This window comes from Propionibacterium australiense, from assembly GCF_003666605.1.
In the GTDB taxonomy this organism is placed as follows: Bacteria; Actinomycetota; Actinomycetes; order Propionibacteriales; family Propionibacteriaceae; genus Propionibacterium; species Propionibacterium australiense.
In genome coordinates this window covers 52,571-76,523 of the sequence record NZ_RCIV01000006.1, presented here as the reverse complement: position 1 = coordinate 76,523, position 23,953 = coordinate 52,571, and the positions used below count along the sequence as shown (strand labels likewise).

Below are 23,953 nucleotides of genomic sequence, written 5' to 3'. Positions count from 1 at the left end.
GTTCGCCATTTTTCTCGCCGCGATCACGGCGGTCCGGCCCAGGGGGCGCAAGGGGACAGGAAAGTTCGAGAATCCAGGGAAGTGATGTCATGTCAGGAATCCCAGTCATCGCATGGGTGATGTTCGCCGCCGACGTCGTGGTGCCGGTGGTGGCCACGACGATCTTCTACCGCAGGAGCCGCCCGGCGGCCGGCTCCACCGGGCGGTCCGGCACGGCGGGCCCGGACTCGCGGGACGCGCGCCAGGCCGGGTACGAGGCGGCCCTGCATCTGGCGAGGGTCGACCTCGTCGGGGTCAGTGGTGTCGCCCTGGTCTGCATGATCGTTCTCCGCTCGAACCCCTCGGCGCTCGTCCTCACCGAGAGCGTGCTCTTCGGCTGCTGCCTCGTCTCGCTGGCGTTCAACATCTGGCACTCCCGCAGGGTCGCCAGGGCGACGGCAGCCTCCTCCCCGAGCTCATCAGGGCCGGGGCCGGTGAGCCGGAATGGGGCACCCGGCAGGGTCGATCGCCCTTGACGCCGTGTCGTCATGCCTTGTTACCGCGCAGAAACGGTTGGAAGTGGAGGTGTGATGGGGAGTTCGGCCACGAGCCCGAGGCTCGCCCTGGCGGGTTCTTCGGCAGTGCTGGTCATCGCGGTGCTGCAGGCCATCTGGGCCGTGGCCCGCGGGCTGGATCATGGGGCGAACATCGTCTCCCTCATCGCAGCAGTCGCCATGACCGTGTGCGCGGCCCTGACGATCCGGGACATCCGATCGCCTGGCAGGGTCGAAGGCCGCCGATTCGATCGACGCCGGACGGCGACGGAGCGACACGACGGAGATCATCGGTGACGCCAACCGGTCATGGCGGCCAGGGGTTGACGAGGTCTATCCCGGTGTCGGCGAAGTCCTCCGTGTGACGGGTGGCGCAGATCGCCCGGTGCACCCGGCAGATCGCTGCGATCTGGGCGTCCGCGGTGTGGATCGGTGATCCCGCGCGCTCACCGGCGGCAAGGACCTCGGCGTACTGCTCGGCTGCGGGCTCGTCGAATGGCACGATGGCGCGGGTCCCGCGGTGCGGCTCGAGCACTTCCTCGATCATCGCGGTCAACGCTGTCCGTCGTCGGACGGCGGGAAGTCTTCACACGTCGGCGAGCAGCTCGGCGAGTGTGATGGTGGTGATGGCGACGTCGTCTGTGAGTCCTTCCAGCCATGCGACGATCCTCGCGTTCGGGTGGGGGCGGAGAGTTTCCGAGACGACGTTCGTGTCGAGGACGATCACGTGAGATCCACCGCCCGTGCCGTGTCGGTGCGCTCGGGCACGGGAAGAACCAGGAATCGCCGGTGCCTGCTGGCAGTATGGATGGTGACGTCCAACGCGACGTGACGGCACAACGGACACTTCAGGGGAGGGCCATGACGCAGTCACCATCGGGGCAGCCAGCGGCCCCTGCTGCGCCCGAGCCCCAGTCCGGCCCGCTCACCGGGGTCTGGGCCGACCTGGTCGGCCAGTCCGAAGCCGTCACCATCCTGCGCCGGGCCGTCGCCGGCGGCCTGCACGCCATGACCCATGCCTGGCTCGTCACCGGGCCGCCCGGCTCGGGCCGCTCCAATGCCGCCCGCGCCTTCGCGGCCGCGCTGCAGTGTCCCGACGGCGGCTGCGGCAGCTGCCGCGAGTGCCGCTCGGCCCTGTCGGGCGCCCACCCGGACGTGACCCTCGTGCGCACCGAGAAGCTGTCCATCGGCGTCGACGAGGTGCGCGATCTCGTCCGCAAGGGCGCCATGAGCCCCACGATGGGGCGCTACCAGGTCATCGTCGTCGAGGACGCCGACCGCATCACCGTCCAGGGCGCCGACGCGCTCCTCAAGAGCATCGAGGAGCCCCCGGCCCGGACGGTCTGGATCCTGTGCGCGCCCACCGCCGACGACGTCATCGTCACCATCCGCTCGCGCTGCCGCCAGGTGGGCATGCGCACGCCCGCCGACGCCGACGTCGTGCGTCTGCTCATCGGCCGCGATGGTGTCGATCCGGCCATGGCCGAGTACGCCGCTCGCGCCGCCCAGGGCCACATCGGCCGCGCCAAGGCGCTCGCCCGCAGCGAGGAGGCCCGTGCCGCCCGCCGGGCGGTCCTGAAGGTGCCCTCGCGCCTGACCGATCTCACCGCCGCCCTGTCGATCGCCGCCGAACTCGTCGACACCGCCGCCGACGAGGCCAAGAAGGTCACCGACGCCCTCGATGAGCGCGAGAAGAAGGAATTCCAGGATGCTCTCGGCTACGGCACCAAGGGCGCCCGCCCGCGGAACGCCGCAGCGGCCCTCAAGTCGCTCACCGACCAGCAGACGGCGCGCGCCAAGCGCCTGCGCCGCGACGCCCTCGACCGCAGCCTCACCGAACTCACCACGTGGTACCGCGACGTCCTGGCGGTGCAGACCGGCGCCGTCGACTCCGGCGGTGCGGCGGCGGCCGGTGCGGGCGAGCAGCTCCCCGGCCTCATCAACATCGACATGCGCGACGAGGTCCGGGCCGCTGCCGCCGCCTCGACACCCGAGCGCACGCTGGCCTGCATCGACGCGATCCTGGCCTGCCGCGAGGCCCTCATGCACAACGTCGCCGAGGTCCTCGCCGTGGAGGCGATGCTCGTTCAGCTCAGCGCCCCCGGACGCTGAACGGCCTTGCTCTCCCATGGATGAATCAGCCTGTCGGGCGTGTTGAACCGGTACGTTCACCGGGGCCTCCGCGAAGATTGATCATGCATCCATGTGCCTGGCGGGTGCAGCGCATCAGCAGCGAGAGGACCAAGCCCGTGAGTGACCAGAACGAGGGTCTGTATGACAGCGTGAGCACGCCCACCGATCAGCCTCACCAGAGCGTCGGCGCCACGCACGAGGCGAACGCGGCCGTCGCTGGTGGCTTCGGCGAGCCGCGCGGGGCGGCTCGCGCCGCCGAGGACGAGGAGACCGCCGCGCTGGACGAACTCGACGAGATCGTCGCCGACGAGCCCCAGCCCGCCGAGGAGGCCGATGCCACGCAGGTCCTTGGGCTTCCCGAGGAGGACGAGGCGGAGCAGACCGCTCTTCTCGCGCCCCCGACCGTCGACAGGACGGTCTCCTTGGATCTGCCCGCCGCCGACAGGACCGTCTCCCTGGACCTGCCCGCCGCCGAGGAGGACGACGCGCCGGGCCAGGCCGAGACCGGCGGCGACGAGGCCGCCACGGAGGAGACCGGCAAGGCGGCCTCCGAGGCATCCGAACGCGCCGCCCGCGAGGCCGAGGTTCGCGCCCAGCAGGCCGAGGCCGCCGCCCGGGCCCGCCAGAAGGCCGAGCGTGATCGTCGCCTCGGCACCGTCGCACCTGCCGCGGCACCCGCTGCCGCGGCCACCGCCACCGCCAAGCCCCCGGCCAAGCGCACCACCGACAAGTTCGCCGGCTCATTGGGGCTGCTCTTCCTGCGCGTCGTCGCCGCTGCCACCGTCGGCGCCCTCGGCTTCCAGATCGTCACCGAGTCCGGTCCGGTCATCAAGGCCCTGCAGGGCATCGGCGTACCGCAGGCCGACATGGTCTCGATGGGGGTCGGCGTCCTCGGCCTGGCCATCGCAGTGATGCTCCTGTTCGGATTGGGCACCCGCATCGCCGCCGCCCTGCTCGTCGCGCTGACCGGGGCCACCCTGGCGTTCTTCCGCTGGGGCAGGTTCAACCCGTTCGTCGCCGGCCAGGCCGGTTTCTCCGGCGACATCGAGTTCCTGCTGGCCGGCATCGGCCTGTGCTTCCTGTTCCTCGGCGCCGGCGGCTGGTCGATCGACGGCGGCCTGCGGCGTTCCCGCGCCAGGAAGAAGGCCCGGGCCAGGGCCAAGGTCTGAGCCGTCCGTCCCGACCATCCCGCCCGGCCCATGGCGTGCCGGGCGGGTTTTCTCGTGCCCGCCCTGAACCGTCGTGCCGCGCGCGCGGCCGCAGCGGCACGGGGCCTACGGTGGCCCGCTGTATCGTGCAGGCATGACAAAGGCCCTGGCCGTGAGTTTCGAGCCGTACGGGCAGCTGCACTTCCTGGCTGCCGCCGGGCAGGACTGTGCGCCCGGCGACAAGGTCCTCTACCCCACAGCGGGGGGCCTCGAGGTGGCCACCGTCGTCTGGTGCGGGCAAGCGGACCTCGGTGCGGGCGTGCCCACCTGCGCGGGCCCCGCCACGGAAGCCGATCTGGCCCGTGACGAGGAGCATCAGCGGCGCCGTGCCCGCGCCGCGGAGGTCGCGCGGGCTCTCATCGAGCGGCACGGGCTGGACATGAAGCTGCTCGCCACCGACTACATGGACGATGACGGCGAGGGCAATCGGCTCACCGTCCTCTACTACCAGGCGCCCGACCGGGTCGACTTCCGGGCGCTGCTCGGCGACCTGGTCCGAGTGCTGCGCACCCGCATCGACCTGCGTCAGGTGGGCGATCGTGACGCGACGCGGCTGCTCGGCGGTGTCGGCATGTGCGGGCGTCCCCTGTGCTGCGCCAGTCACCTGCGTACGCTCGACCCCGTCTCGCTGCGCCTGGCCCGGACCCAGGACCTCGCGGCGAACGGCACCCAGTGCATCGGCGTCTGCGGCAGGCCGGCCTGCTGCCTGCACTACGAGCAGGACGTCTACGAGGACTTCCATGCCCGCGCCCCGCGTCTCGACTCGGCTGTGACCACGCCAGGAGGGCAGGGACGTGTCGTGGGCTATCAGGTGCCGCTCGACGCGGTCGTCGTGGCGGGCGCCGGTGGTGAGCGCCGCAGCTGCCCGCTCGGGACGGTCTGCCCGGTCCGGCCCCGGGACGCCGCTGCCCGCCGGGGCCCGGCGCGCCGACGGATCCAGCGCCACGACGTTCAGGAGGGATGATGGGTGCTTCCCGCCCCCGCCTCTGCTCGATCGTCCTGGCCTGTGCTCTGCTGCTGGCCGGCTGCGGCGGCAGCCCGTCGCCCCGGTCCCCGTCGCCGACGCCCTCCCCGGGCGACAGCCGGCAGCTGCCCACGCCCTCGGCCACCTGGGAGGGGCTGGGGACGGCCCCGGACCGGCAACGGATCGACGTTGTCCAGCCGGACGTGCCGGGCTTCACCGACGCCCCCAGCGGCCGGGGCCTGCAACGCTACGCGGACCAGCGGATCGACTGGGGCGAGTGCGCCCCGCTCGAGGACGCCGACGCGGACGAGCAGCGGGAGGCGGCCGATGACCGGTGCGCCACCGTCATCGCCCCCCTCGACTGGCGCGATCCCGACGGGCAGGCGATCACCCTAGCCCTGCGCATGCGCCCGGCCGCCGGCGGCGAGTCCGACCAGTACCTGTTCATCAACCCCGGCGGCCCCGGCGCCAGCGCCCAGGACTTCGTCACCTACGTCGAGACCACCGGACTCGAGGACTACAACATCGTCGGTGTCGACCCGCGCGGTTCGGGCGAGTCCACGCCGGTCGTCTGCGGCGACCTGGAGCAGACCGATGCTTTCAAGGTCTCCGACTGGTCGCCCGACGACCAGTCGGAGACCGACGCCCTCGTCGCTGCGGCCCGTGACTTCGCCGCCCAGTGCCGCCGGAACTCCGGGGCGCTGCTCGACCACATCAGCTCGATCGACACCGCCCACGACATGGACCTCGTCCGGGCGCTGCTCGGCCAGGACGAGCTCAACTGGTACGGCGTCAGCTACGGCACCTGGCTGGGCGCCGTCTACGCCGAGCTCTACCCGGAGCACGTCGGCCGCATGGTGCTCGACTCGGCCGTCAACGTCACCGACCGGGACAGTGTCCGGCAGGCCGACGGCTTCGAGCAGGCCCTCGGCGCCTTCGCGCAGTGGTGCGGCGACGACACCGCCTGCCGGCTCGGCGACAGCCGGTCGGAGGTGCTCGGAACGATCTCGTCCTTCCTCGACGGCCTCGACTCCCAGCCACTGGCCGTGGGTGAGCGCGAACTCACCCAGAGCCTGGCCGTCAACGGCATCCTGCTGTTCCTCTACCAGGACTCCAGCGCCTACACCGACCTCAGTCAGGCCATCATGCTGGCCAGGTCCGGGTCCGGCGCGTACCTGCTCCGGGTCGCCGACGCGATGACCGGGCGCAGCGACGAGGGCTATGCGCAGCTCACCTACTCGTTCCCGGCCATCGGCTGCGCGGACGCCACCGACGACGGTGTGCAGCAGGCCATCAGCGACTGGCGCAGCGACGACTTCGCCAGCACCCCCGTGCTCGGTCGGGCCCTGGGCCTGGAGCTGAGCTGCCCCACCTGGGCGGCCCGGCCGGCGCCCCAGATCAAGATCACCGCCGCGCGGGCCCCGACGATCCTCATCGTCTCGAACACGGGCGACTCGGCCACGCCCCACGAGTACGCGCACTGGATGCGTCAGCAGATGCCCACCACGGTGCTCGTCAGCCGGGAGAGCGAAGGGCACGGCGCCTTCGGCCGGGGCAGCAGCTGCCTCGACGGCGCCGTCACCGCCTTCCTCAACGACGGCACGGTGCCCCGGGACGGCCTGGTCTGCACCGACTGAACCCCCTGGCCGCACGCCCGGAACGGCGCAGGACGGAACCGGCCGAGTGAGAGGGTCACGGCTCCTGCCGCCCTCGGCGCGGGCGGGCATCCCAGCCTAGGCTTATTGAGCCGGTTCGCCGCACGGCCCCCTGCGCGGCCCCGGCGGTGCGGACAGACCCGCGGGACACCGCGGAGCTGTCCGCGCGCAGAGACTTGAGCCACGGAGCGGCTCAACAGGTGCCGGTGACCACTCATCCATCCACTCAAGGCCGGCACCATCGAGGGCGGGTGCTTTGGACGGGCGCCCGCCCTCATCCGCGCCGGCCCGTTCTCCCGGCCCGCCGCTGAGCAGCGCACCGGCCCGTCCCGCCCGATGCTCCGGCCAGCCGATTCGTCCCAGCCCGATTCGCCCGGTATAGTGAACGCGCCGTCCCTCGCGGGCGGCATGCCAACTTAGCTCAGTCGGTAGAGCGACGCTCTCGTAAAGCGTAGGTCGCGGGTTCGATTCCCGCAGTTGGCTCCATCGTCGGCCCCGCCACGTACTCCGGGTCCGATCCCACCCGAGAACGACCCGCGCGCCACGAGCGGCCATCTCGCACTGCTCTCGGCGATCTCCCTGGTCAGCCCCAGGTTCACGGTGTGCCGGGCAGCCACGCGCCGTCCGCGGCGGCAGGAGCCACCGCGAATCTCAGGGATTTCTCGGTGGCTTCCAGATTCGGCATCCGGTCCGATTCTGTGCGAACCTAGTCAGGTTCACCCCCAGTAGAACCCCCAACCGAGGAGCAGCACCTGTGAAGAAGCGTGCCATACCCGCCGTACTGATCAGCGCGATCGCGCTGCTCATCCCGGGCACCGCCTACGCGAACCCTTCCAGCGGGGACGATGTCAGGCAGTTCCAGACCGTTGAGGAGATGAGCGAGGCGAGCGGTCTGAGCGGCACCGTGCGAACCGCCGGCTACGCCGAAGCCGGTGACGGCGGCGCCATGACCTACACGGTCGCCGCCGCCCAGCCGCAGGGCGCCTACGGGGACATCGCGGTGCCTCTCGCCGACGGCAGCTGGGCCGTGCCCCAGGGCCTGGACGAGCAGCCCGACGCTCCGGCCGACGACTCGGCCGTCGAGCAGGAACTCGCCCGCGCGCAGAGCTTCGCGGCAGCCGGAACCGACCTGATCTGGGACAGCTCGCGGATCACCCCGCTGTCCGGGAAGGTCATCCACGCCACCGACACGAAGCCCTACGCCGTGACCTGTTCCTCGTTCGTCAACATGGTCCTCATGGGCTGGGACTACGAGCACACCACCTACGTCGCGGACGAGAACACCCGGGTGGGCGAGGGCGTCGACTTCGGTTCTGCCGCGCAGAGCGGCGAGCTGTCGGGCGCCGCCAACCTCGCCCGCTGGTTCCACGCTCATGGCCGGACCTGGCTGGACGACGGCTCTAGCCAGTACCAGCCGGGCGACGTCCTGTTCTTCTCCCAGCAGTCCGTCAGCGGTGACAGCAGCCCCACACCGAGCACCGAACCGAACCAGTTCGCGAACATCTACCATGTGGCCCTCTACGTCGGGGACGGCCGGATCATTCACTCCTACGGCCCCGAATCGGGCGCCGGGGTGGTCGAGGAGGACTTCTCGGCCTCGCTGCGGGACGATCTCTCGTTCGTCGCCCGCCCCTACGCCGTCACCACGGAGGAGACGTCCCCCGACGAGTCGGCGGGCACCGGCCAGGAGCCGTCCTCGGAGACGACGTCCGCCGTACCCGGGCCGGCGCCGACCGCCGAGCCCAGCTCGACCCAGGCCACCGAGCCCGCCGGGACCGATGAGGCCCTGCCCGCCGATCCTGCCGGGGACGACGCGGAGGCCCCGAAGCCCGGCTCGGAGGAGCCCGCCAGTCGTCCCTGGGGTCTGCCGCGCACCGGCGGCACCATCATGTCCTTCGTCGGTGCGGCCATGGTCGCCGTCGGCACCGCCGCATCCCTGGTGACCAGGCGGCGCAGACGCGACTGAACTACCCACCCCGTCCGGCGGTGCCGCGCGGTCAGGTGCCGTGCGGCACCGTCGTGCTGCGCCGGACGACGAGGGGAGCGGGCACCAGGACCCCGCGGGGTTCATCGGACTCGCCCCGCAACTGGGGCAGCAGGGCGGCCACGAGCTCGGTGCCGATCGTCGTGAAGTCCTGGGCGACGGTGGTCAGCGGCGGCCACATCCACTCGGCCATGATGTCGTCGAAACCGACGATCGAGACGTCCTCGGGGATGCGCCGGCCCGTCTCGTGGCAGGCCCTGATGAGGCCGAGGGCCATCTCGTCGTTGGCGCTGAAGACGGCCGTCACACCGGGATCCTCGAGCAGCCGCAGACCGGCCTCGTAGCCGGACCGGGGCGACCAGTCGCCCCGCGCCAGCGGCGGCACGGCGCGCCCGTGCTCCCACAGGGCCGCGATCCACGCCTCCTCGCGGGCCTTGGCCTGCACCGAGGTGGCCGGGCCGGCGATGTGGTGCACGGTCTCGTGCCCGAGATCGAGCAGGTGGCGCACCGCGTCGCGGGTGCCGGTCGCCTGGTCCGCGCCGACGGCCGTGTACCGGTCGGTGTAGCGGAAGTCGCCCACGACGAGGGGGATGCCGTCGGGCAGGCTCACCGTCGAGGCGTTCGGCGTCTCGAGGCTCAGTACGATGACCCCGTCCACCGACTGCGACAGGGCGTTGAGCGCCTCGATGAAGTCCTCGACGCTGTTGGACGGGGCGTCCACGAACATGGCGCCGAAACCCTCGGTGCGCAGCGCCGCGGTCACGGCATCGGTGATGTGGGCCTCGCCGGTCCGGGCGAGCCGGTGGCCGATCACGCCGACGGTGTTGAAGGCGCCGCTGCGCAGCGCCTGCGCGGCGCGGTTCGGCGCATAGCCGAGCTGGCGCATCGCCGCACGGACCTTCTCGGTCGTGGCGGGACGAACCGTGTCCTCACCGCGCGCGACGCGCGAGACCGTCTGCGCCGAGACGCCGGCCAGCCGCGCGACGTCCCGCATCGACGCCCTGGGGCGCCGCGCGCTCATGCGATCCGGTTCAGGCACAGTCCCCACGATAAGGCCAGTTCCTGTCCCGGGCGGAGTCGGATCAGGTGATCGCCGCTGGCCAGGGCGTTGGCCGGGCACGACATGGGTTCGGCGGCGACACCGGCACGCCGCAGCGGCCCCAGATCGGGGAAGTCCCCGGTGGTGACCTGCCAGAAGTCCAGCGGGGCCCGTGACCAGATGGCCGCGGCGTACCCGTCCGGCGAGGCCAGGCGCACCCAGGAACGGCCGTCCTCGTCGCGGGTGGCGCCGGTGAAACCGTCGTCCATCACCACGGTGCCCACGGGTCGGGGCCTCGTGAAGTCCAGTTCGGCGGGAACCGGTCGGGCGACCACCGGCAGCAGCCGCTCGTCGGTCTCGATCCAGCCGGACGCGTCGATGCTCAGCTCGCAGTCGTCGACGCCGGCGTCCCCGGGCGACAGCCACGGGTGGAAACCGATGCCGAACGGGGCGTGTGTGCCGCCCCGGTTGGTGACGGTCGTCGTGGCCGTCAGGCCGTCCTCGGCGAGCGCGTAGCGGACGGCCAGCTCGATCGTGAACGGGTAGCCGGGGGGCGTCTCGAGCAGGACCGTCGCCGTCGCCGTGTCCTCCCCGGCCCGGGTCAGGTGCCAGTCCATGTCGTGGACGAAGCCATGGTTGGCGTTGTCGCGCGCCGGCTCGTTGACCGGGACCCGGTGCTGCACGCCGTCGAAGACGTAGCGGCCGCCGTCCAGGCGGTTCGGCCAGGGGGCCAGGACGGCGCCGTGCAGTCCCGAGTTCGGCAGGCCGGGGCCGAGGGGGACGATGACGTCGCGTCCGGCCACCCGGTAGGCGCGCAGAGCGCCGCCCCGGCCGGCCACGACCGCCTGCTGGTGCCCGCGGGTGAGGATCAGCTCGCTGCTCACAGCCGTGCCCCGTCCTCGACCCGCATGGGGCGGGTCGTCGGGCCGAGCACGACGTCGCCGCGTGCGACGACACCGGCCCCGAAGGTCCAGTCGCCCTGCACCGTCAGGCTCGTGGCCTCCCGCAGCGACGGCACCCCGGAGGGGAAGCGGGCCTCGAAATCGGCGATCAGCTTGTAGTGCTGCGGGTCGAGACGCACCAGCGGGGTGCTCTCGGTCCTCCTGCGCAGCCGGTAGTCGGCGCCCAGCTCGTAGACGTCCGAGCGCACCAGGGCCAGATCGTCGGTCGTCTTGACCGGCAGGAAGCGCTCACGGGGCACGAGCACCGGGCGGGCCCCGTCGAAGACCTCGACGATCGCGCCGAGCGCCGACTCGATCTGGAAGACCTCGGGGGAGGCCGGGTCCGACGGGTCGACGTGCTTGCGGTTGCGGATGAGCGGCAGCCCGGGCAGGCCGCCGCGCGCCGCCAGGGCGTCCCGCAGGGCGACCAGGTCGAACCACAGGTTGTTCGTGTGGAAGAAGCGGTGGCGGTGCTCGTCGGTGAACCAGCGCATGTCGGCCTCGGGGGTCTGCGCCGTGTCGCGCAGGATCATGCGGCCGTCACTCGTGCGGATGGCCAGGTGGCCGCCCTTGCGGTCAGCCGGGGTGCGCAGGCAGACCTCGGGGGAGTAGGGCGCGCCGGAGGCGGCGAACCATGCGGCGAGCCGCCCGTCGGGGGCGGCCCCCAGGTTGTCGGCGTTCGCCGTGTTCGCGTAGCGGTAGCCGCCGGCGATGAGCGCGTCCAGGATGCCGGTGGTCTGCAGTGCGACGTAGATGTCGCCGTGACCCGGCGGGCACCACTCGAGTTCGGGGTCGGCCGGCCAGTCCACCGGTTCCAGCGAGTCGACGAGCAGCTTCGGCTCGCGGTGCTGGCAGAAGTCGGCGGGGATGCCGTCGGGGTTGAGCCGCGGGTAGCCGGACAGCAGCTCGAGGCTGTCATCCCTCGTACGGAACGAGTTCATGAGGATCAGCGGCGCCTGCACCCCGGTGCCGGCGCGCACGGCCTGGAGCTGGCGGACGATGATGTCGAGGAAGCTCAGGCCGTCGCGCACCGGGAGCAGCGATTTCGCGCGGTCCATGCCCATGGAGGTGCCCAGGCCGCCGTTGAGCCTGATGAAGACGGTCCGGCTCAGCGCCCGGGCCTGCTCCTCGGCGCTGAACTCGGCGTCGGCGAGGTCGTCGACCCGGGTGATCGGGGTGATGGTGTCCTCGCCGATCAGGCCGGTGCGGCCCTGCTCCAGCTGGTGGTAGTAGTCGCTGAAGACGTCGATGGCGAGCCGGGGGAGGCCGGCCTGTGCCATGCGCTCCGCGGCGCGGGCGAGACCCTGGGCGCTCATCACCGCACCTTCCTTCCTGCCTTGGCGGCGACGGCGGGGATGAACCGCGGCTCGGCCCAGCCGTGCTCGGCGTAGGCCTGTTCGACGGCCTGCTCGACCTGGGCGAGCAGCTCGGTGGGCACCAGCGCGATCGCCGAGCCGCCGAAACCGCCGCCGGTCATCCGCGCGCCGAGCGCCCCGGCGGCGCGGGCGGCCTCGACGGCCGCGTCCAGTTCGGGGCAGCTCACCTCGTAGTCGTCGCGCAGTGAGGCGTGCGAGGCGTCCAGCAGCGGGCCGATCCGGTCGTAGTCCCCGGCTCTGACCAGCTCGATGAACCGTTCGACGCGGCCGATCTCGGTCATCACATGGCGTACCCGTTTGAACTCGACCGGGTCGTCCAGGCGTCCCAGCAGCTCGTCGGCGTCGGTGACCTCGCCGAGCAGCCGTACACCCTCGCGGGCGGCGACGGTCTCGCAGGTCGTGCGGCGGGACGCGTACTGGCCGTCGACGAGGGCGTGCGAGGCGCGAGTGTCGATGACCAGCAGGCTCAGGCCGTGCGCCGTCAGGTCGAAGGGGACGAGCTCGGTCGAGCCGTCCAGGGTGTTGAGCGCCAGCGCCCGGCCCTCATCGGCGAGCAGCGAGGCCGACTGGTCCATCGTCCCGGTGGGCGCGCCCACCACGTCGTTCTCCGCCTGCTGGCACGCCAGGACCAGCTCGGGGCGGGTGAGGGGCAGGTCGAACGTGTCGACCAGGGCGAGACCGACGGCGCACTCGATGGCCGCCGAGCTCGACAGCCCGGCGCTGGTGGGCACGCACGAGACGACCGCGGCGTCGACGCCGCGCAGTTCGTGGCCGGCCCGGGCCAGCGCCCAGGCGACACCGAGTGCGTAACTCACCCAGGTCGGTTGCCCGCCGCCGGGGCGGATGTCGGCCAGGGTGCCGGTCCACAGTTCGGGATCGGCGCCGGCCGAGGTGATGCGCACCCGGTCGTCCTCACGAGGGCTCAACGCCACATAGGTGGCGTGCGGCAGGGCGATCGGCACGCACGAGCCGCCGTTGTAGTCCAGGTGCTCCCCGATCAGGTTGACGCGCCCCGGTGAGGCCCACACCCCTGCCGGTGCGGCGTCGAAAGCGCCGGTGAACAGTGCCGTGGCCCTGGCGGCCCCCTCGGCCTCGGGCCAGGAAGAGATCTCGTACGTCATCGTTGCGTCTCCTTCGAGCGGTCAGGGTGACCGCACAACAACATGGTGACGTAAACATTTCCTTTTTGCAAGCCTCTCTGTACCCCTTGACAGAGAGGCAATGCTACGAGCAGACTGGCGTCAAATTACATGGTGGCGTAAACATCCCGGATCGCGGCGAGTGGATTCGGGGTGGCGTCTCCTGCGAGAGAGGACATCAGGGACGATGGACACCATCATCCATGCGAACTTCGTGGACTATCTGATCATCGCGATCTACTTCGCCGCCGTCCTGAGCATCGGACTGGCGGCCCGCCGGCAGGCATCCGACACCATCGGGTTCTTCCTGTCCGGCCGGTCACTGCCGGCCTGGGTGACGGGCCTGGCCTTCGTATCGGCCAACCTCGGTGCGGTCGAGATCATGGGCATGTCGGCCAACGGCGCGCAGATCGGCATCCCGACGGTCCACTACTTCTGGATCGGCGCAGTGCCGGCCATGCTCTTCCTGGGCGTCGTCATGATGCCCTTCTACTACGGCTCCAAGGTGCGGTCGGTGCCGGAGTTCATGCGCAAGCGATTCGGTACCGGCGCCCACCTGGTCAACGCCCTGTCGTTCGCGCTGGCCCAGCTGCTCATCGCCGGCATCAACCTGTACCTGCTCGGCTCCATCGTCCACGCCCTGCTCGGCTGGCCGCTGTGGGTCGCGCTCGTCGTCGCCGCCGTCATCGTCTTCGCCTACATCAGCTTCGGCGGCCTGTCCGCGGCGATCTACAACGAGGTGCTGCAGTTCTTCGTCATCGTCGCCTCGCTGCTGCCGCTGACCCTCATCGGCCTGCATCGCGTCGGTGGCTGGAACGGCCTGAAGGCCAGGATCACCGAGTTCGCCGACACCGCCCCCGCCGGCGCCGAGGTGGCCACCGCCTCCCAGCAGCTGCACTCCTGGCCCGGCCAGGCGCTGTCCGGGTTCAACAGCCCGGTGCTGTCGGTCATCGGCATCGTCTTCGGCCTCGGCTTCGTGCTCTCCTTCGGCTACTGGACGACGAACTTCGTCGAGGTGCAGCGCGCCATGGCCTCCGAGTCGATCACCGCGGCCCGCAAGACCCCGATCGTCGGCGCCTTCCCGAAGATGTTCGTGCCGTTCATCACGATCCTGCCGGGCATGCTCGCCGCCGTCCTGGTGCCCGAGATCATGCAGGTGAAGTCGGGCATGGAGGTCGCCGGCGGTGCCTCGGGCGACGTGAAGTACAACGACTCGATCATCCTGCTCATGCGCGATCTGCTGCCCAACGGCCTGCTGGGCCTGGCCATCACCGGCCTGCTCGCGGCGTTCATGGCCGGGATGGCCGCCAACATCTCGGCGTTCAACACGGTCGTCTCGGTCGACCTGTGGCAGACCTACGTCGTCAAGGACCGCGATGACGCCTACTACGTCAAGGTCGGCCGCGCGGCCACCCTGGGCGCGACCGTCATCGCCATCTTCACCGCCCTCATCGCAGGCCAGTTCTCGAACATCATGGACTACCTGCAGACGCTGTTCGGCTTCTTCAACGCGCCCCTGTTCGCCACCTTCATCCTCGGCATGTTCTGGAAGCGCATGAGCCCTGCCGCAGGCTGGAGCGGCCTGCTGGCCGGCACGTTCTCGGCGGTCGTCGTCTGGCTGCTCAGCCTGGTCGACATCGTGACCCTGCCCGGCCAGGGCACGGCGTTCGTGGCGGCCTCCACCGGCTTCGTCGTGGACATCCTGGTGAGCATCGTCGTCTCGCTGTACACCAAGCCGAAGCCGTCCTCCGAGCTCGTCGGCTTCGTCTACTCCGAGACGCCCAAGTCCCATTTCCGTGACCCGGACGAGCACAAGCTGCCCCTGCTGAAGCGGCCCGTCCCGCTGGCGCTCATCGCCCTGGTCCTGGTCATCGTTCTCAACATCGCCTTCTGAGGAGGAGTCGGACATGAGTGAATCCACCCAGACACGCCGCCACACCGCGGGCCTGTTCGACATTCGCAACGTCATCGGCATCCTGCTGGGCGTCTACGGCGTCATCCTCACCCTCATGGGTTTCTTCGCCGACAAGGCCCTCGACAAGACCGGTGGCGTCAACGCCAACCTGATCGGCGGCATCGCCCTCATCGTCGTCGGCGCGGTCTTCCTGGTCTGGGCCGGCCTGCGGCCCACCTACGTGCCCGAACCGGCCGACGAGGCGGCCGACCAGCAGGCCGCCTGAGGAACTGACCCATCCCGCTGACAGGGGGTGCCGTCCCACCAGGGGCGGCACCCCCGCTCATTCCCGTCGGTGCGGGTCGCCGGACATGTGCGCTCCCACTGCGGGCGGCCCCATCCCTCATCTCCCGGGCCGTGGGCGATCACGCCGGACCTGACCCGGGTCGCCCTCGGGTCGCGGTGAGCGGGCGAGGCGAGAACGGCGACAGGGGTGCAGCCGCCGAAGGGGCCCGGCGGCGGAGCGACGTGCGCGACGACATGCCTGTACACTTTTCCGTACAGGAGGCCGCGATGAAGACGATCAGCTACACCGAATCACGGGCGCGGTACGCCGAGGTGCTTGATGCGGTCACCGACAACCGCGAGGAGGTCATCATCACCCGGGCCGGGCACGAGCCAGTCGTCATGATCTCGCTCGCCGATTACGAATCGCTGCGCGAGACGGCCTGTCTGATGCGTTCCCCGGAGAACTCCAGGCGGCTGCTCGACGCGGTGGAACGTCTCGAGTCCGGTGGCGGGCGCCCGCACGAGCTCCTCCCCGGGGACTGAACGTGCTCCTCGTCTGGGACGAGAACGCCTGGGACGACTATCTGTGGTGGCGGGCCCAGGACCGCACGGGGCTCAAGCGCATCAACCGTCTCATCGTCGACGTGGCGCGCAACGGCAACGAGGGCATCGGCAAGCCCGAGGCACTGCGGCACGGCCTCGCCGGCTACTGGTCGCGGCGGATCACCGACGAGCACCGGCTCGTCTACAGGATCGACGGTGAACGCATCCTCGTCGCTGCCTGTCGCTACCACTACGGACGTTGACCGCGGTCCTTCACGGCGCGCTGCCGATCCGGGTCCGGGGTCACTCGTGCCATCGAGTGCGGCCCGTCCGGGACACTCGCCCCGGCGGCACCGGCCGGGCATCCACGGCGCAGGAATGCGAGCGGCGTCCGGGGTGTGAACAAAGCCCTCCCGTGGACCATCGATGACATCGATCGTCGGGCGCGTCACGATCGGAACAAAGTATTTCACACGGATACCGGGGCGTCGCAATAATGGTGCCAGAACAAGGGCAGGGCGAGCGCATCGGGGCGTACGTCGACTGCATTTCGCAGAATTTCTGATGATTTTTCCCCGGGCGTGAGGATGGGTATGTGAAGGCGCACCGTCGGCGTCTTTTTCATCACGCTCTGACCAGGTGAAACGCAGTTGAATCGAGCTCTCGTCACGGCATCCGCGGGCTATTGGTGCCGGTGGGGGATGAAAGGAGCGGGCGCGATGAGTTACAAGATCGTCCGGAAGAATGAGGCCACTTTCTACGAGGCCCCGGGGCACTACGACATGCGGCCGACGCGGCTGCACAATCCCGAGGACGTCAACGACGGCAGGATCATCATGGGGCTCTCTCATTTCCTGCCCGGCGGCGGCTGTGAATACGGCGCCAATCCCCTCGAGAGCATCTACTACATCGTCGAGGGCGAGATCGACATCGAGTGCGATGACGGGACCAAGACCACCCTGCACGCCGGCGACTCGTTCCACTGCGGCCCCAACACCGCGAAAGGCATCCAGAACAACGGGCCGATCACCACGCAGATGCTCGTCGTGCTGCTCCCTCCGCAGCAGGCGTGACGCACGGCCCAACGACCACGAGAAAGGCAGGACCAACCATGACTGATCTCTTCGATCTCACCGGCAAGAAGGCGGTCGTCGTCGGCGGCGCCGGCGGTATCGGCCAGGCGATAGCGGAAGGCCTCGCCGAGGCCGGCGCCCAAGTCATGATCTCCAGTCGCAAGCAGCCCTCACTCGAACGCGCGCAGGGCGAGATCAGGGCCAACTGCGGGGCCGACGTCCTCATCCACGCCGGCGACGCGGCAAAGGAGGAGGACGTCGAGGCCCTCCTCGCCGACGCGGTGGGGCGGATGGGCGCCGTCGACATCCTCGTGAACTCCCAGGGATTCAACCGCAAGCACCCCGGCACCGAGTTCCCCGTCGAGGACTGGGACGCCATGTTCGACGCCAACGTCAAGTCGCTCATGCTCACCTGCAAGCACTTCGGCAAGTACTTCAAGGACAACGAAGTCCACGGCAAGATCATCAACGTGAGCTCGGTCCGCGGCATCCGCGCCGTGGGCAACGGCGGGATGGGCAACGTCGGCTACTGCGCCACCAAGGGCGCGGTCGAGATGCTCACCAAGGCCTACGCCTCAGACCTCGGCCCCGCCGTGCAGGTCAACGCCATCGGCCCCACCATCACCTACACGCCGATGATGGTCGGCCTGCTGCCCGACGACGAGGCCACCCGCAACGACATCGCCAAGGCGATGCCCGCCCAGCGCATCGGCTACCCGGCGGACTGCAAGGGCCCGGCGATCTTCCTGGCCTCCGCCGCCTCCGACTTCGTCACCGGCTCCACCATCTACCCCGATGGCGGCCTCACCGCGGTCGGCTGAGGAGCGCGCCATGGGACTCATCATCCGTCCCGACCGGGTCTACGAGATGCCGGTCTTCTTCGGGCCGTCCCCCGGCACCAAGAACCCCGACGAGAACGGGGTCTACCGGCTCAACAAGCCGGCCACCGTCGAGGCGGCCACGGTCGTGTTCGAGACGGACCCCGACAGGCTCGAGGCCTTCCTGCCGAAGGGCTTCACTCTCGCGGCCCCGGTGCTCTCGGTCGCGGCCTGCGAGTTCGGCACACTGGGCAACTTCAGCGGGAACACGTACTACCTCGTCAACGTCTCGGTGCCCGTGAGCTTCGACGGCGACCGCGACCACCTGCGCGGCGATCTCGTCCTCGTCATGTACGAGAACCACGCCGACCCGATCCTGGGCGGGCGTGACCTCATGGGATACGCGAAGGCCTACGCCGACATCCCCCGGTTCGCCAAGGACGGACGACACGTCCGCACCTCCGCGGGCGACTGGGGCTTCACCTTCCTCGACGTCGAGCTCGATCTCGAGGGCGGCCCCGCCGACGAGGAGCTCATGAGGCGGCTCGCCGCCGAGAGCCAGGGCAAGTTCAACTACAAGTACATCCAGGCGACACCGGAGAAGGGGCACCAGTACCACGAGGCGGGGGCCGACGCGAGCTATCCCACCTTCAACCCCAAGTCGCCCGGCCTGCCCGAGGACTACCCCTTCGAGCTCATGGAGCCCGAGACGCACTTCTGCTCGGGCACGGCCCACTTCCACGCGCCCGAGCCGTGGCAGATGCCCATGTACTGGCATATCCCGGCGGCGCTCGCCGGCCTGCCGGTCCGGCGCTGGGTGGGCGCGCAGTTCTCCCGTTACAACGACCCGACCGATTACAACCACGTGTACCGCCTGCGCTAGCCGCAGGCCGGCACGCCCCGGCCGCGAGAAAGGAGCCATCCCCATGGCCGAACGCAAGAAGTACTGCGTCGACGGGAAGTGGCGCGAGTCCACGACCGACACCTACATCCCGGTGACCGACTCCTCGACCGGCGAGGTCATCGCCGAGGTCCCCCGCTGCACCAGGCAGGAGGTCGAGGAGGCCATCACGAGCGCCCAGGAGGCGTTCGGGTCCTGGTCCGGGCAGTCCCTCTCAAAGCGCGTGCAGTACATGTTCACCTGGCGCGACGTGCTCGTCGAACACCTCGACGAGCTCACCGAGCTCTGCGCCCGCGAGCACGGCAAGAACATGAACGAGTCGCGCGGCGACATCCTCAAGGCCATCGAGCCCACCGAGCTCGCCTGCTCACTGCCGCTGGCCATCCAGGGCTCGGGAGCCCTCCAGGTGACCACCGGCTTCGACTGCACCACGTACCGCAAACCGCTCGGCGTCATCGGCGGCATCGTGCCCTTCAACTTCCCCGCCATGATCCCCTGGGGCTGGATGGTGCCCCTGGCCATCGCCTGCGGCAACACCGTCGTGCTCAAGGCAGCCACGCCCACCCCGCTCACCGCCATGCGCATCCTCGAGCTCTTCTACGAGGAGGCCGGTTTCCCCAAGGGCGTCGTCAACCTGGTCACCTGCACCCACAACGAGTCGGAGTTGTTGCTCACCGATCCGCGGGTCAAGGCCGTCACATTCGTCGGCACCACCCGGGTCGGCAAGCAGATCTACGCCCAGGCCGGCGTCAACGGCAAGCGCGTCCAGGCCCAGACCGAGGCCAAGAACCACGCCCTCGTGCTCGCCGACTGCGATCTCGACGCCACCACCTCGGCCATCGTCAACTCCGCCTTCGGCTGCGCGGGGGAGCGCTGCATGGCGCTGCCCGCGGTCTGTGTCCAGGAGGAGATCGCCGACGAGCTCGTCGACATGGTCGTGAAGAAGGCCGCCGCCCTGCGAATCGGCCGCGCCTACGACCCCGACACCGAACTCGGCCCCGTCGTCTCCGCTGCGCACAAGGAGCGCGTCGAGGGCTGGATCCAGAAGGGCATCGACGAGGGCGCCACGCTCGCACTCGACGGACGCAACCCAGAGGTCCCCGAGGGCTGCGAGAACGGCTACTTCATCGGCGCCACCGTCTTCGACAACGTGACCGAGGACATGACCATCGGCCACGACGAGATCTTCGGGCCGGTCCTGTCCATCAAGCGCGTCAAGGACTTCGACGAGGGCATCGCGATCATGAACGCGAACCCCTTCGCCAACGGATCCAGCATCTTCACCCAGGACGGCTACTTCGCCCGCCGCTTCCAGATGGAGACCGACGGCGGCATGGTCGGCATCAACGTGGGCATCCCCGTGCCCTCGGCCTACTACCCGTTCTCGGGCAACAAGGACTCCTTCTTCGGCGACCAGCACGTCCTCGGCATCGACGGCTACCGCTTCTACACCCGTGCGACCACGGTGACGACCCACTGGTTCGCAGAGGGCGCCAAGCCGGCGAAGAAGTTGGACTTCTGGGAAGGCACCGTCGAGCGCCTCTGAACCACCGGCGGACGGCGCGGCACCGGCGCCCACGGCCATCGCGCCCGGCCCAGGCCCCCATCCCCTCGCGCGGACGACGCGAGGGCGGGGCCGGCCGGCCCCGCCGCCCGCCCTGAGCCCCATGGACGCAGAAAGGAGACGCCCATGTCCTCAGATCACCGCCCGGCAAGGGCGGCCGACGAGACGCGCAGCGCCCCGGCCGCGAACCCGGCACCCGCCGAGAACACGCCGCGAGGCGGCCTGAGGAGCTGGGCGATGTTCGCCCTCCTCATGGTCGCGGCCCTGTCCATCAACATCTCCCAGCTCAAGGTTCCCGCGCTCTTCGCCCAGGTCTCCGCGACGCTGCACGCCGAACCCGAGCAGACGGCGCTGCTCACGAGCATCTTCAACATCGCCGGCGTCGTCCTCGCCATCCCGGGGGTCGCGCTCATGGCCCGGGTGGGCCTCAAACGGATGCTCATGCTGCTGCTCGTCGCCCTGACCGCCGGCAACATCCTTGGCGCGGTCGCCCCGGGCTTCGAGGTCATGATGCTCTCGCGCATCATCGAGGGCCTGTCGTGCACGCTCATCCTCCCGGTGGGCCTCACCTTCATCGCCCAGCTCTTCAACCGGGAGCAGGCGAGCATCGCGACCGGTTGCTTCATGGTGGCCACGCCCGGCGCCAATTTCATCGTCATGAACGCGGCGCCGGCCATCACCGAGGCGACGGGCACCATGAGGGCCGTCTGGTGGGGCCTCGCCGCGATCGCCGTCGTCTGCCTCGTGCTCGTCGCCCTCTTCCTCACCGTGGGCGACAGCGCGACCACGGACGGCGCGGCGGAGCGCTCCGAGCCGGCCTTCGCCCTGCGCGCCTTCCAGAACCCGGCGCTCATCTGCGCCTGCCTGGCGATGGTCTTCCTCTCGTTCGTGGTCCAGGGCCTGGTGACCTGCTACGCACAGATCTTCGTCTCGTTCGGGATCGAGCCCGGCACCGCGAACTTCTACTCGAGCCTGAACGGCCTCTTCGGCATCCCCATCGGGCTCGTCTCGGGCGCCATCGTGGCGAAGAGCGGCCGCCCGTACGTCTGCGCCATCGTGGGTGGCGTGGGGGCCGGCCTGGTCTGCGCGGCGCTCGCCCACGTGCCGAGCGCGGTCTACGTCGCCTGCATCCTGGGCACGGCGTTCTTCGCCGGCGGCATCGGCGTCACGGCGATGTTCGTCATCGCCCCGCGACTCGCCGAGCGTCCGGCGTACGTGGGGCAGGCGAGCGGCCTCCTCTCCGCCTGCTTCTACCTCGGGGCGCTGCTGTGCACCCCCGTACTCGTCTCGCTCGCCGGGGACGGCGCCTCGTCCTGGGAGCTGCCCACCCTCGCCCTCGCCCTCTCCTGCGCCCTCATGGTCGTGCTGGTCGTCGCCTCGTGGCGGCTCGGCGGCGTACGGCGCCTCATGGAGCGGGCGGCCTGAACCTCACGCGCACCAGCCGGTGCGCACACAGAACATCTCTCAACCGAAGGAAGTGATCTCCATGTCCGAAGACAAGAAGCCGTTGGCCCCGTACGTCAAGCTCCCCGGCATCGAGGAGTACAGCGAGTGGTTCAAGGACTTCGCGGACCTGTACCGCGAGGACGGCATCCTGCAAGTCACCTGGAAGACCAACGACGGCCCGATGTGCCACTCCGGCATGAGCCACCGCGCCATCCCGCAACTCGTCCGGGTGCTCTCGCTCGACCTGGAGAACGAGATCATCATCTTCACCCACATCGGCGACTCGTGGATGACCGAGTCCGACCCGAACGGCTGGGACACCTACAGCCGGCTGCCCACCGAACGCTTCCAGCACCAGTACTTCGATGACACGAACCTCATCAAGAACATGATCTTCGACCTCGACGTCCCGACGATCGGCGCCATCCCCGGCCCCGGCTTCCACTGGGACTCGGCGATGCTCTCCGACATCACCATCGCCTCGGAGGACACCTGGATGGAGGTCCCGCACGCCCACGGCGGGCTCGTCCCCGGCGACGGCATGGGCCTGCTGTGCCAGCACTTCTTCGGCACCAAGCGCGGCAACTACTACATGATGACCACGCGCCAGTTCACCGCCCAGCAGATGCTCGACTGGGGCATGGTGAGCGAGGTCGTCGCCAAGGGCGAGGTCATGGACCGCGCCTGGGAGCTCGCCCGCATGCTCAAGACGATGCCGTATGAGAACCGCACCATCATGTCGAACCTCGCCAAGCGTCCGCTCAAGAAGCTCCTGGTCGAGGACCTCAAGGTGCACACCGTCTCCGAGCAGTACGCCAGCCTGCTGCGCATCGCGGCGGGCGACCTGGGCGACACCCACTCCGGCCAGCAGGACGAGAAGTACATCAGCCTGACCAACGACTGGCGCTACTGCCACGACGACATGCAGCAGCCGCCCTCCCGTGAGGTCTGGGACACCTTCCGCACCGCACCGTTCGAGTGGTTCAAGAAGGTCGAGACGGGCGAGGAGGTCAACCCGTTCGCGGTGCGGCCCACCGAGCCGTACCGGCCCAAGGCCGAGTGACGGCGAGGGTCGGCCCCGTGCCCACGGGCCGGGGCCGACCCCGACCGGCCGCCTGCATGGGGGAGCCCCAGCGGACGGGGCGCCCCCGTGCTGCGCGGCGGAGCGGCGGCCTGCGGGCTACGGTTCACGTGTGAGGGTGTGGCACAGCGCGTCACGTGCGTGCTCGATCCCGAGCGTCGCGCTGTCACGCTGACGACGTTCCGCAAGCAGCGCCAGAACGAACGTGCGGAGATCCTTCGAGCCCGTCGCGCCCAAGCGGTCCATGAGGCCGAACGTGCGGCGACCGGGAAATCCGAAGCGACATGGCCTCCGCAAGCTGACAGGCCGACCCGACCATTCACCATGGATACCTGATCGGCACGGCGAATTCCTCGCGTCACAGGGACGGCGATGGCGAGGCGCTCGTACGCGCGCAGGGCCTGTCCTGCAATCGGGCGGCGGCTCAGCTCCCGGCCAGCTCGGCCTCGCGCTTCTCGACCTATGGCGCGAAGGCCTCCCGGACCGAGTCGAGCACGGGGCCGATGAGCGAGGTGTCGGTGTCGGCGCGCCAGGCGTCGAGGACGTACAGCGCCGACGAGCCGACGTGGAGCCTCAGCACGTGGGTGTCCCGATCGACGAGGTACGGCATCATGCCGAGGGGAAGGAGGGTCGCATGAGTGCCGCTGTTGACGGCGAAGAGCATGGCGTTGCGGTCCGCGACGAAGTGGATCGGGGGCTCGACGCCCAGTTCGTCGAAGACCCGGATGGCCTGGATGAGCCCTCGGCCCTCGCCACTCAACAGGGCCACGCCCCGTCTGAGCAGGATCTCCTTCGCGCACTCGGGCGTGTCCTCGAGTTCGTCGCCCGTCCGTACGGCGACGGCGAGCTCGTCCTCGTACAGGACGACGGTCTTCATGCCGCGCCCCTTGATCGACCGCTCCTGGTGCAGGAAGAACGCGAGATCGGTGACTCCGGACCGGAGGTTGTCGAGAGCCGTGTCGTACTCGCCGCTGTGCAGGTTGACGCTCAGGTTCGGGTGACTCGAACGCAGGGAGTACACGCCGTTGGTGACCGCCTGTGTGAGGAACGTGCTCCCGAGCGCGCGCAGGTCGAAACCGATGCGCAGCCTCTTCGGCGCGGCGTGCGCCGCCCGGTCCTCGACGAGCTGCGTCAGACCGTCCACCTGCGTGATGATGGCGTGGGCCTCGCCGAGCAGCCCGTTCCCCGCCTCGGTGAGCGAGACCTGGTGGTGCGCACGGTCGAACAGCCTGACGCCGAGCTCCTTCTCAAGGGCCGCGATCTGCTGGCTGAGGGTGGACTGCGAGATGTAGAGGCTCTCCGCCGCCCTCGTGAAGTTCAGGGTTCTCGCCAGGGCCGTGAAATAGCGGAGCTGTCGAAATTCCATGGCTCCC

At 69.9% G+C, this 23,953-nt stretch carries 23 protein-coding genes and 1 tRNA gene; 17 read left to right on the top strand and 7 right to left on the bottom strand.

What is annotated here, in order from left to right; genetic code table 11:
- Positions 1 to 89: 89 nt before the first annotated feature.
- Positions 90 to 515, top strand: coding sequence for a hypothetical protein (locus D9T14_RS06540; RefSeq protein WP_126464172.1), 426 nt, complete (start codon positions 90 to 92; stop codon positions 513 to 515).
- Between the two features lie 325 nt (positions 516 to 840).
- Here the strand turns inward: D9T14_RS06540 and D9T14_RS13900 are convergent, their stop codons facing one another.
- Together D9T14_RS13900 and D9T14_RS13895 are read right to left on the bottom strand one after the other, a co-directional pair.
- Positions 841 to 1,080: a PIN domain-containing protein gene (locus D9T14_RS13900; protein ID WP_197720634.1), complete on the bottom strand. Its 240-nt coding sequence runs from the start codon at positions 1,078 to 1,080 to the stop codon at positions 841 to 843.
- A gap of 39 nt (positions 1,081 to 1,119) precedes the next feature.
- Positions 1,120 to 1,260: a PIN domain-containing protein gene (locus D9T14_RS13895; RefSeq protein ID WP_197720635.1), complete on the bottom strand. Its 141-nt coding sequence runs from the start codon at positions 1,258 to 1,260 to the stop codon at positions 1,120 to 1,122.
- Positions 1,261 to 1,394: 134 nt separating this feature from the next.
- Here D9T14_RS13895 and D9T14_RS06525 point away from each other — a divergent pair, with 134 nt between their 5' ends.
- The 6 genes from D9T14_RS06525 (at position 1,395) to D9T14_RS06500 (ending at position 8,459) form a co-directional block, all read left to right on the top strand.
- The gene (locus D9T14_RS06525) at positions 1,395 to 2,645 is read left to right on the top strand and encodes a DNA polymerase III subunit delta' (protein ID WP_119161609.1); all 1,251 of its coding nucleotides are present in this window, start codon (positions 1,395 to 1,397) and stop codon (positions 2,643 to 2,645) included.
- Positions 2,646 to 2,782: 137 nt separating this feature from the next.
- Positions 2,783 to 3,835 (top strand): DoxX family protein, encoded by a 1,053-nt coding sequence (locus D9T14_RS14360; protein ID WP_126464173.1) that lies wholly within the window; start codon positions 2,783 to 2,785, stop codon positions 3,833 to 3,835.
- A 133-nt stretch (positions 3,836 to 3,968) separates the two neighbouring features.
- On the top strand, positions 3,969 to 4,838 hold the full coding sequence (locus D9T14_RS06515) for a PSP1 domain-containing protein (RefSeq protein ID WP_119161607.1): 870 nt from the start codon (positions 3,969 to 3,971) through the stop codon (positions 4,836 to 4,838).
- Positions 4,838 to 6,475: an alpha/beta hydrolase gene (locus tag D9T14_RS06510; protein ID WP_119161606.1), complete on the top strand. Its 1,638-nt coding sequence runs from the start codon at positions 4,838 to 4,840 to the stop codon at positions 6,473 to 6,475. Before D9T14_RS06515 ends, D9T14_RS06510 begins: the two co-directional genes overlap by 1 nt.
- A gap of 428 nt (positions 6,476 to 6,903) precedes the next feature.
- Positions 6,904 to 6,979, top strand: a tRNA-Thr gene (locus D9T14_RS06505).
- A 268-nt stretch (positions 6,980 to 7,247) separates the two neighbouring features.
- Positions 7,248 to 8,459, top strand: a complete 1,212-nt coding sequence (locus tag D9T14_RS06500; protein WP_119161605.1) for an LPXTG cell wall anchor domain-containing protein — start codon at positions 7,248 to 7,250, stop codon at positions 8,457 to 8,459.
- A gap of 31 nt (positions 8,460 to 8,490) precedes the next feature.
- Here the strand turns inward: D9T14_RS06500 and D9T14_RS06495 are convergent, their stop codons facing one another.
- Genes D9T14_RS06495 through galK form a run of 4 tightly spaced genes read right to left on the bottom strand, consistent with a single transcriptional unit; the run spans position 8,491 to position 12,954 of the window.
- A complete protein-coding gene (locus D9T14_RS06495) occupies positions 8,491 to 9,516 on the bottom strand; it encodes a LacI family DNA-binding transcriptional regulator (protein WP_232012455.1) in 1,026 nt (341 codons plus the stop codon).
- Complete coding sequence (locus D9T14_RS06490; protein WP_170175647.1) at positions 9,495 to 10,400, bottom strand: aldose 1-epimerase family protein; 906 nt, start codon at positions 10,398 to 10,400, stop codon at positions 9,495 to 9,497. Before D9T14_RS06490 ends, D9T14_RS06495 begins: the two co-directional genes overlap by 22 nt.
- Positions 10,397 to 11,773 carry a UTP--glucose-1-phosphate uridylyltransferase gene (locus D9T14_RS06485; RefSeq protein WP_119161602.1) on the bottom strand — a complete coding sequence of 459 codons (1,377 nt, stop codon included), beginning with the start codon at positions 11,771 to 11,773 and terminating at the stop codon, positions 10,397 to 10,399. Before D9T14_RS06485 ends, D9T14_RS06490 begins: the two co-directional genes overlap by 4 nt.
- Entirely contained in the window at positions 11,773 to 12,954 is a 1,182-nt protein-coding gene (gene galK / locus D9T14_RS06480) for a galactokinase (RefSeq protein WP_119161601.1), read from the bottom strand. The genes D9T14_RS06485 and galK overlap by 1 nt, the downstream gene beginning before the upstream one ends.
- Before the next feature lie 205 nt (positions 12,955 to 13,159).
- On the opposite strand from galK, the gene D9T14_RS06475 reads away from it, so the two are divergent.
- The 10 genes from D9T14_RS06475 (at position 13,160) to D9T14_RS06430 (ending at position 22,562) form a co-directional block, all read left to right on the top strand.
- Complete coding sequence (locus D9T14_RS06475; RefSeq protein WP_119161600.1) at positions 13,160 to 14,866, top strand: sodium:solute symporter family protein; 1,707 nt, start codon at positions 13,160 to 13,162, stop codon at positions 14,864 to 14,866.
- A gap of 13 nt (positions 14,867 to 14,879) precedes the next feature.
- Positions 14,880 to 15,152, top strand: a complete 273-nt coding sequence (locus D9T14_RS06470; protein ID WP_119161599.1) for a hypothetical protein — start codon at positions 14,880 to 14,882, stop codon at positions 15,150 to 15,152.
- 287 nt (positions 15,153 to 15,439) lie between these two features.
- On the top strand, positions 15,440 to 15,697 hold the full coding sequence (locus D9T14_RS06465) for a type II toxin-antitoxin system Phd/YefM family antitoxin (RefSeq protein ID WP_119161598.1): 258 nt from the start codon (positions 15,440 to 15,442) through the stop codon (positions 15,695 to 15,697).
- A gap of 2 nt (positions 15,698 to 15,699) precedes the next feature.
- Complete coding sequence (locus tag D9T14_RS06460; protein WP_119161597.1) at positions 15,700 to 15,960, top strand: Txe/YoeB family addiction module toxin; 261 nt, start codon at positions 15,700 to 15,702, stop codon at positions 15,958 to 15,960.
- 456 nt (positions 15,961 to 16,416) lie between these two features.
- Positions 16,417 to 16,770: a cupin domain-containing protein gene (locus D9T14_RS06455; RefSeq protein WP_119161596.1), complete on the top strand. Its 354-nt coding sequence runs from the start codon at positions 16,417 to 16,419 to the stop codon at positions 16,768 to 16,770.
- Between the two features lie 38 nt (positions 16,771 to 16,808).
- Positions 16,809 to 17,591: an SDR family NAD(P)-dependent oxidoreductase gene (locus D9T14_RS06450; protein ID WP_119161595.1), complete on the top strand. Its 783-nt coding sequence runs from the start codon at positions 16,809 to 16,811 to the stop codon at positions 17,589 to 17,591.
- Positions 17,592 to 17,601: 10 nt separating this feature from the next.
- On the top strand, positions 17,602 to 18,471 hold the full coding sequence (locus tag D9T14_RS06445) for an acetoacetate decarboxylase family protein (RefSeq protein WP_170175648.1): 870 nt from the start codon (positions 17,602 to 17,604) through the stop codon (positions 18,469 to 18,471).
- A gap of 43 nt (positions 18,472 to 18,514) precedes the next feature.
- Entirely contained in the window at positions 18,515 to 20,035 is a 1,521-nt protein-coding gene (locus D9T14_RS06440) for a CoA-acylating methylmalonate-semialdehyde dehydrogenase (RefSeq protein WP_119161593.1), read from the top strand.
- A gap of 144 nt (positions 20,036 to 20,179) precedes the next feature.
- A complete protein-coding gene (locus D9T14_RS06435; protein ID WP_119161592.1) occupies positions 20,180 to 21,478 on the top strand; it encodes an MFS transporter in 1,299 nt (432 codons plus the stop codon).
- Between the two features lie 61 nt (positions 21,479 to 21,539).
- Positions 21,540 to 22,562, top strand: coding sequence for an enoyl-CoA hydratase/isomerase family protein (locus D9T14_RS06430; RefSeq protein WP_119161591.1), 1,023 nt, complete (start codon positions 21,540 to 21,542; stop codon positions 22,560 to 22,562).
- A gap of 478 nt (positions 22,563 to 23,040) precedes the next feature.
- Here D9T14_RS06430 and D9T14_RS06420 read toward each other — a convergent pair whose 3' ends face one another.
- Positions 23,041 to 23,946 (bottom strand): LysR family transcriptional regulator, encoded by a 906-nt coding sequence (locus tag D9T14_RS06420; RefSeq protein WP_119161590.1) that lies wholly within the window; start codon positions 23,944 to 23,946, stop codon positions 23,041 to 23,043.
- Positions 23,947 to 23,953 lie beyond the last annotated feature (7 nt).

What these genes read in the sequence shown, in the direction of transcription:
- galK (WP_119161601.1), bottom strand. Translation starts at nt 12,954, where the DNA reads ATGACGTACGAGATCTCTTCCTGGCCCGAGGCCGAGGGGGCCGCCAGG.
- D9T14_RS06440 (WP_119161593.1), top strand. Translation starts at nt 18,515, where the DNA reads ATGGCCGAACGCAAGAAGTACTGCGTCGACGGGAAGTGGCGCGAGTCC.
- D9T14_RS06485 (WP_119161602.1), bottom strand. Translation starts at nt 11,773, where the DNA reads ATGAGCGCCCAGGGTCTCGCCCGCGCCGCGGAGCGCATGGCACAGGCC.
- D9T14_RS06475 (WP_119161600.1), top strand. Translation starts at nt 13,160, where the DNA reads ATGGACACCATCATCCATGCGAACTTCGTGGACTATCTGATCATCGCG.
- D9T14_RS06510 (WP_119161606.1), top strand. Translation starts at nt 4,838, where the DNA reads ATGGGTGCTTCCCGCCCCCGCCTCTGCTCGATCGTCCTGGCCTGTGCT.
- D9T14_RS06435 (WP_119161592.1), top strand. Translation starts at nt 20,180, where the DNA reads ATGTCCTCAGATCACCGCCCGGCAAGGGCGGCCGACGAGACGCGCAGC.
- D9T14_RS06445 (WP_170175648.1), top strand. Translation starts at nt 17,602, where the DNA reads ATGGGACTCATCATCCGTCCCGACCGGGTCTACGAGATGCCGGTCTTC.
- D9T14_RS13900 (WP_197720634.1), bottom strand. Translation starts at nt 1,080, where the DNA reads ATGATCGAGGAAGTGCTCGAGCCGCACCGCGGGACCCGCGCCATCGTG.
- D9T14_RS06420 (WP_119161590.1), bottom strand. Translation starts at nt 23,946, where the DNA reads ATGGAATTTCGACAGCTCCGCTATTTCACGGCCCTGGCGAGAACCCTG.
- D9T14_RS06455 (WP_119161596.1), top strand. Translation starts at nt 16,417, where the DNA reads ATGAGTTACAAGATCGTCCGGAAGAATGAGGCCACTTTCTACGAGGCC.
- D9T14_RS06450 (WP_119161595.1), top strand. Translation starts at nt 16,809, where the DNA reads ATGACTGATCTCTTCGATCTCACCGGCAAGAAGGCGGTCGTCGTCGGC.
- D9T14_RS06525 (WP_119161609.1), top strand. Translation starts at nt 1,395, where the DNA reads ATGACGCAGTCACCATCGGGGCAGCCAGCGGCCCCTGCTGCGCCCGAG.
- D9T14_RS06470 (WP_119161599.1), top strand. Translation starts at nt 14,880, where the DNA reads ATGAGTGAATCCACCCAGACACGCCGCCACACCGCGGGCCTGTTCGAC.
- D9T14_RS06430 (WP_119161591.1), top strand. Translation starts at nt 21,540, where the DNA reads ATGTCCGAAGACAAGAAGCCGTTGGCCCCGTACGTCAAGCTCCCCGGC.
- D9T14_RS06540 (WP_126464172.1), top strand. Translation starts at nt 90, where the DNA reads ATGTCAGGAATCCCAGTCATCGCATGGGTGATGTTCGCCGCCGACGTC.
- D9T14_RS06515 (WP_119161607.1), top strand. Translation starts at nt 3,969, where the DNA reads ATGACAAAGGCCCTGGCCGTGAGTTTCGAGCCGTACGGGCAGCTGCAC.
- D9T14_RS06465 (WP_119161598.1), top strand. Translation starts at nt 15,440, where the DNA reads ATGAAGACGATCAGCTACACCGAATCACGGGCGCGGTACGCCGAGGTG.